Source organism: Sedimentitalea sp., from assembly GCF_039973035.1.
Classification (GTDB): domain Bacteria; phylum Pseudomonadota; class Alphaproteobacteria; order Rhodobacterales; family Rhodobacteraceae; genus Sedimentitalea.
In genome coordinates this window covers 1-7,388 of record NZ_JBDWLR010000033.1, presented here as the reverse complement: position 1 = coordinate 7,388, position 7,388 = coordinate 1, and the positions used below count along the sequence as shown (strand labels likewise).

3 protein-coding genes and 1 pseudogene are annotated in these 7,388 nt (G+C 58.5%); 2 read left to right on the top strand and 2 right to left on the bottom strand.

Annotated elements, in window-relative coordinates:
• The coding region (locus tag ABJO75_RS07705) for an FAD-binding oxidoreductase (RefSeq protein WP_348432408.1) at positions 1 to 342 on the bottom strand (342 nt) is incomplete at its 3' end.
• 546 nt (positions 343 to 888) lie between these two features.
• Here ABJO75_RS07705 and ABJO75_RS07700 point away from each other — a divergent pair.
• Both ABJO75_RS07700 and ABJO75_RS07695 read left to right on the top strand, forming a co-directional pair.
• Entirely contained in the window at positions 889 to 2,265 is a 1,377-nt protein-coding gene (locus ABJO75_RS07700; RefSeq protein WP_348432407.1) for a hypothetical protein, read from the top strand.
• Between the two features lie 191 nt (positions 2,266 to 2,456).
• The gene (locus ABJO75_RS07695; protein ID WP_348432406.1) at positions 2,457 to 6,482 is read left to right on the top strand and encodes a hypothetical protein; all 4,026 of its coding nucleotides are present in this window, start codon (positions 2,457 to 2,459) and stop codon (positions 6,480 to 6,482) included.
• A gap of 716 nt (positions 6,483 to 7,198) precedes the next feature.
• On the opposite strand, the pseudogene ABJO75_RS07690 reads toward ABJO75_RS07695, so the two are convergent.
• A pseudogene (locus ABJO75_RS07690) lies at positions 7,199 to 7,388 on the bottom strand (D-amino-acid oxidase); the annotation flags it as partial.

Sequence of the window (7,388 nt, the reverse complement as noted above, 5' to 3'; positions counted from 1 at the left end):
ACCGACGCCGGGCCCGATGCCGAATCCGTGCCCTGAAAGACCCGCCGCCAGCATAAGGCCCTCGACCCCGGTATCCGTATCGATCACGGGCACACCATCAGGGGTGCTGTCGACATAGCCTGCCCAGATCGCCTCCACCGGAATGTCGCGCAAGGCCGGCAGCAACTCCCGCGCCCGGCGCAGGGTTTCCTCGGTAAGCGCCCGAGATGGGCGCGGAGAGAGAATACGCGTCCGTTCCATCGGCGTTTGCCGGCCCATCGACCAGCGCGACCGGCTTTCGAACCCGGCACTCCATGCCTGAAGTCCTCCCGGACGCAAAGCGCGCCAGCGTTTGGCAAACATCGGCAGAAAATGCTTGGCTCCGAAAAGCGCGCCTGGCGTCGGGTCGAGATGGCCCCGGCCCGAGATGGCCAGGGTATGCCCCCATCCCCCCGATGGGTCACTGATACGGACGCAGTATGCAAAGCCGGCGGCAATCCCTCCGCGCCCGGTTTCACGGAGAGGATCGAGCTGGCGGAGCGACAGCGGCTATCTCACGGACATCATGACCGCGAGCCGGATGATCTCGGGCGAATTGTTGAAATATTGGAAAGGGTTTCTCATCCGTCAAAGTTATATACCGTTGCCCGTTGCCTCGAGGCAATTTGGTCTGACAATGCCCATCCAGTGGTCGAAAGATAAATGCCATTTATGATTGCGCGGCGAGACCTGCTCGCATACCATCCGAGCTGAGTTTGGGAATAATCTGGGGAATGTCGGCTCAAGGCCCGCGACCCGCAACAGTGGAACAAGTTGAACATAAAATCTGTCTCGCTAATCGGATCTTGGACTGCATCTTTTTATGAGGGTTGAATTAAAGTCCACGCAGCACGCCTATTGGAGGATTTAATGTGGAGAATATTAGTCGCTGCAGTTGTTATTTTTTTTCTTTCTATCCTGGATAGCCCGCCGAAAGCGCGCGCGGCCGACATTCTATCATTTATTACCACTTCTTCCTCCACCTGCCCGGAGACTTGGGTCGAGGTTACGCAAGCCCAGGGCAGGATCGTCATTGGCACCAACAACACCCGTCACAGTTCCGCGGTGAGTCTCGCCAGAGATTGGTGGAGCAAGGACGACGCCGGCGCCAACCAGCCAGTGGATCTGTCCCATGGATCCGCGATGGTATACGACGACATTGCCCTGCGGCACCATCACAAGCAGAAGGGCAAGATCGGGACATCAGTAACCAGCATCGCGCTTGCAAGTGGCGGAAATGATTTGGCCCGGGACAACAATCACTTGATTGACGATAGCAAGAGTGGGACCCGCCGAACTGCATCCGGCAAGGCGTCCACATCCGACAAACTTCAGCTTGGCGAACACGGCAATTTACCGATCACTCAGATCCTGCTTTGCAAAAAGTCAGCAGCAGCTGTCATTCTAGGATTGCCGGTGAAGTCGGTTTCGTTGTTCTCCACTGCAGATGGTGAGGGGTGCCCCAGCGGATGGGAGATGGAAAAAGGCCTGAACGGTCGCGCGCCCATGCCGGCTCCCAAAGAATTGAACGGAATGAGCATAGGCAGCACTTATCCAGAAGATGGGCGGCTGATCTATCGACACAATCACACCGTCACCTTTGGCACTTTCTCGGAACCTGAGCGGAAGGCCGGACCCAAGGTTGATGTACGACTGAGTACAAAAGACCTGGCGGAGGCTATCATCGCCAGCACATCCGTCGCTTCCCAGGACGTGCGGAAACAAAAGCTCAGGACCGAGAACAGTCTGCAGAACCGGCGCGACAAATGGCTCGATCACGCCGAACCGGACTTTCCCACCGCTGCGTTCCTCGCCTGTCGGAAAGTCAAAGGCGGCGGCTTTGGAAGCGACGGTTCGGCCAAGAAGCTACCGGAAGGTTTTTCGTTCTTTTTCAGCGGTGGCAACGAATGCCCCTCGGGGCCATGGCGCATAGTCAACCATGTGCGCGGGCGTTATCTAATGGGGTTGCCAACTCCCAGATCAGGCCGTTCCGCAAAAGAGCGGGCGAATAACCGAATTCTTGGTTCGGGTTCAGCGGTTCCCGCCAAGAAATTCCCGTCTCACAACCACGAGATTGACATTGTTCTGCCAATCAAAGAACAGGGTGTGGCCGGCACCCAATTCCTTTGGAAAAAGGCCTTTGCAACACCGGGGGATTACAAGTTCCACGGCCATACCCACGACGACAAACTCCGCCTGCCCTATCAGGTCCTGACCATGTGTTACAAGTACACGAAATCCGAATAACAAATTACTCGAGAAAGACCATCTACCGCCCAACCATACGTCCGACCGAAGGAGATCTCGCCATGACCGCCGCTCGCAAATCGGAGTTCTCCAAGGGTGTGACGATTGAGTATTCGGCCGAAACCATGGTCGAACATCTAAGCCGGACCATCCCACCGGTTGGGGACGTGTCGGCGGACGCGTTTGCTGTCGTGCAGCGCCCGCTCGCAGACAGCGACAGCCAAGAGGACGCGGCGGGTTCCTGCGTTGAGGTGGTGACCGCCCGCTTGGATGCCGTGAGCAAGACCGGCAAGCTGGTTCACATTCGCCCCGATTTACAAAGTTCAACCGGCTATCAACTGCACGAAGCGGATCTGCCCGCCCTGCGCTGGTTGGATGGCACACCCGTTCCCTTGCAAGAGGTCGATCGGATCGACGCCTTCTATCAGACCCAGCGCACCCAAGACGGTCGGATTGTGCCGGCGATCAACACAATTGTTCAGTTTCAACGCGACGACGATCCGAGCCTTTTGTTCGTCCTGCCCATGCAGTTCACGGACGAGGACGGTTGGCATCCGTGGGCGCTGGCGCGTTTGGATGAGCGCCCGGTGCGCAACCATCTGGATCGCGTGCGCCAGATCGCCGTGTTTCGAGGCAAGGACGGGCGTCACATCTTGCATGGCATCTCCGCAGACCCCGGCGGCCGTCGGGAAGACGACCGGATGTTCCTGATTTATCAAAATCGTCATGGCGAGTGGCGCGAGTCGAACAACGAGATGTGGCCAGACCGTATTTCCGAATTGCGCCTCTTGCCGGGTGGTGCGGGAGAGACGGCCCGCATCGCAACACGCAACGCCAACGAGATGTTCATTTGGCCGGTGACCATCGATGATGAGACTTTGAAAGTTGACGAAGAGACCAGTGTTCCCCTGTCCGGTCTCGACGGTCAGATATCCGGCGACCGGCTTCTGCCCATGCCAGCCCGCGTGGGAGATCGGGGCGTTTTGTTGCATGACAGAGAGAGCGGGAACCTTTCCTACCTGACTGGTTATCAGGGCGATGCTGAGCTGTCAGCCCTTGGGCTTACCGGCGGGGCGGGGCAGCCTTCTTCCATCAAGTCGGTAGCCACCGGTCGCGATGCGACGAACAACCTAGTTGTGTTCGCCACCGATGCAGATACACGCATGTGGGTCTTGCGCCAGAAGGCGGACAGCGGCGCGCACGGCTTGGATTTCGAGGATTGGATTTGCCTTGGCGAAGAGGCGGTCGCCGTCGGCGCGCCACGGGCGATGTTGTCCGGACCGGAGTGTTTCATTGTCACCAAGGAGCGTCAGGTCAAACGCATTTCTCAATGCGTCGAGAACAGCCTTTGGGCCTATGACACTCTGGCCGTCCCACGCCAGGACAGCGATCCCGTCGACGCCACCCGGTGTCATCTAGCAAGACTGGTAGTGAAGAACGCTAAGAACAGCCCAGCGCCCTTCGCTCGAGTTGAGATCCAATCGAGCCACCCGGTGGTCGCCTATATCGGACAATACGCCCACCTGCTGACACCGAGCAAAGGTGTGCTTGCCGAGGCCGACGCCACTGGTGTTGTGCGGGTGCGTCTGCCAGCGGACCGGCTAACCGCGCCCAAGCTCCATGTCCGGCCGTCGGACTCCGACACTTGGACAGAGGTCCAACCCGATGTCCGCACTATGCCTCGCTTGAGCGGGGCAATGAAGGGCGCCACGTCAGCCACCCTGATCGAGGCAGGGATCCTGCCGCAAGGTTTGAGCCACGACGAAGCGGCAAAACTGACCGACCTGTACCGCGATGTCAGCGGCAGCCTAGCAAACGGCCTTGGCAAGACCGACCCACGCTCACGTACGGGCGACAAGGTTCAGACCTTCGAAGTCGGTGTGAATGACAACCAACAGATCAGCACGACGGTTCGCAACTGGGACCTGTCAAATCCGTTGGAATTCCTGCAAGACGCCATCTCGACCGCGGGAGAATTCTTCAAACAGATCGGCAAGCGGTTGGGCGACTTCCTGCTGCAAGTCCGCAACAAAGTGGTCGACGTCGCCCGCCTTGTGGTCTCCACCATTCGCGCCAGTGGCGACATCCGCATCAACTTCACCATCGGCGGCCATACGGTTGATCTGCATTTCCGTGCCGCCGACGCCTTGGACGCTGTCGAATCCCTGATCGGTTCGATCTCCAATCTGTTGGACAAGGCCGGCAAGGCGATTAAGAACGCCGCCGACGCGGTTCTTGGTTTTCTGGCAGAGAAGCTTGGCTGGGCCGGCATTATGCGCGCCAACGATGTGTTGCGGGCCTTCGCGCTGAAGGGATTGGACGGCTTGGCCACGATCCTGGGCGACAAAGCTGTCACCTGGACACAGGATCTGTTCTCCCAGATCTCCGCCTTCGCTGATCACATGGGCACGCAATTGTCTTCTCTCCTGCCCCCCGAACTGGCGGAGAAAAGTACCGGCGCGCAGGGCCGCGCGGAACGGGACGGCATCGCCAGCCCGGCGGAGTTGATGCGCATGCTGGCATCCGACGACCCCGCCTTGAACACGGTAATGGATGCGGTCCACGCGGCCTGGGAGGTGGTCACAAAGTTCATGACGGACCTCAAGCAGGATGTGCTCAGTCCTGCGTCGCGAGAGCTGGTGGAGTCGCTCGAAGGATTGTTGGAAGAAACTGCCAAGGCATTTTGGGAAGGCATTAACCTGCCGATCCAACGCTACCTCAAAGAATATGGCAACCCGGATCCGCGCGACCTGAAAAGCTTATTGGGTGTGATCCCCAGCATCTTCTCCAGCCTGCCGGAAGTGGCCCGGTTGGCTATCGATAAGACCGAGGCGATCATCGTCGCGATCCTGCGCGTCGCAGCCGCCGCTGTGCGCTGCATGAAGGAAATCCTGACCGCTCCCTTCTCTGGAATCCCGTTCATCGGCGAGGTGTTCAAGATCTTCAGCTTGGACGGACGGGGGGTGGATTTGTTGGACGTGCTCACCCTGCCGACGGCGGCGGCAGGCTCAATCTTGAACAAGGTCGTCACCGGCAAGGATTTGATCACGGTCGAAGCGCGGGATGCCATCGTCAACCCCGCGTTTCAGTTCGGCGACATCTTCAAGTGCCTGTTTTCCCTCGGTCAGACCTCACGCGCGCACGAGGCCAGCATTCGCATCGCCAATGATCCGGAGCCCAAATCTGTTGGTGCGGCCGCCAATCCGGTTGACGAGAAGAGCTTCGCGGATGGTGATGCCGCGGAAAGCGAGATCCAGAAGGCGAATGATGGCGGCAGCGGTTCCAGCATCAACAAGATCGTTGCCATGTTGCAACCGATCACCGGCACCGTGGCTGTCATGGCCTTGGACCTGGTGCTGAAGTTCGTTGAGAACAAATTCGCCATCTTGAAGCAGGCGGACGCAGCGGAGCCCGCCGGCAATCCGTCGGCAGTGGCCTTTTTTTGCACCAGTGTCATCCGCATCCTGCGAGCGGTCTTGCGCATCCCTGCATCGGTGTTTTCGATTGTCGCCTTCATCAAAGACCTCAATCAGTTCGGCGCACACCCCACATATAAACTAGCCGGGATTACCATCGCCAGCGCGGTGGCGATGATGATTGTGTTCGACTGCCTATATCATTTCGCCCAGGCAATCGTCTTTTTGGGTGGGCTGTCGATGCCCGGAGTCGCAATGTGCATCGCACGGTTCATCGAAATTGTGGAGACTGCCTCCAAAGCGATGATGCTGTTCCTCGGAGCCATCGCGTTGACGGTGGCGGGATTCCTGGTGATTGGGCGCCAATGGGACTCTATCAAGACATCCCTGATCGACTTCGCCAAGGGGGGGGTCAAGGTTGTGCAATTGGCCATCATGATCCCCAAAGTTACCCAAGCGATTTCCAAGATCGCAGGCAAGATCGGTGAAATTTTGAAAAAGGTGTTCATGAAGATGTTGTCCGCCATCGTAGAGATGATCTTCCGCTATTTAGGTGATATCTCCCTCGACGCGAGCGCGTGCCTGAACACAATTTCCACCGTCAGCACCTCCGGCGGTGCTACCGCTGCCGGAGTCGGTGCCCTGGTCGGGCTCGCCATCACGGCGGTTCTGGTCGTCGTGGTCATCGCGGCGGCATTGATTGGCATCGTGATCTGTATCGCCTTGTGGCTATGGGGAACGGTGGTCAAGGCGATTGGGCTGTTCCATGACGAAGAGATTGCCGCCTCCTCAACGGGATAGTCGGCCCGTTTCCCTGTGGTTGTTCAAAACTCGGAATCTCTGATTTACGGACAGCGATTTCAGATCAGAACCACGCGCGTTTGGTTCTACCGAGCCGCGTTGGCGCCAAAAAAGTTGGCCGGGCTCGGCGTAGGACGTCGCTGACCCTCAAAAGAGGGGAATCGACGGATTCTTAGCGAAACGGGTCCCTCCGAAGCCACATGTTCTGCTTGGTGTGAACCGGCACCAGGGTTAGGCGGCACTACGCTCGTAGCGATGATGCAGGCCACCGACTTCCGGGATGGCGACGATTAGATCCGCTGTGGTTTCGATTGGTCGGCTGTGGCGACCATCGCCCGTCGGTCACATCGACGCCGATGCCATCGCCCGGAACCAGGGCAATCTTGTAGCTCTTCATTCAAAAACTCCCTTGCCGATCAAAGATCGATCAGCACCGATTTGGTTCGCCGATTTGCGAGATGGGCCTCACGGCCGAGACCCTTGTCGAGGCCGCTGCCCTTCCAACCGCCGGTCGGCAGGGTTACGTTCCCAGGATCGAAAGAATTAGGTCACGGAAAATCCTCAACTCGAAAACGGCGAAAGTATGCCGCTCGCCCCGAGGTCGAATTTGCCGTATCTGCGCAATAGGCAGCAGAAATCACTTTGTGACGGTATTCAGAGGCAGAAGGTTTCGCGGATCGTCAATCGGGCATCGCAGAAAAGGAGCCGCTGGCAAATCAGAAGCTGGCGACCTTGCCCCATTGGCTGTCCTGGAAGCGGGCCAGCCGGTATTGCGCCACTTCGGTAATCGGCTGCCTGCCAAGCACAAGATCGGCAACCAGATGACCGACGCCGGGCCCGATGCCGAATCCGTGCCCTGAAAGACCCGCCGCCAGCATAAGGCCCTCGACCCCGGTATCCGTATCG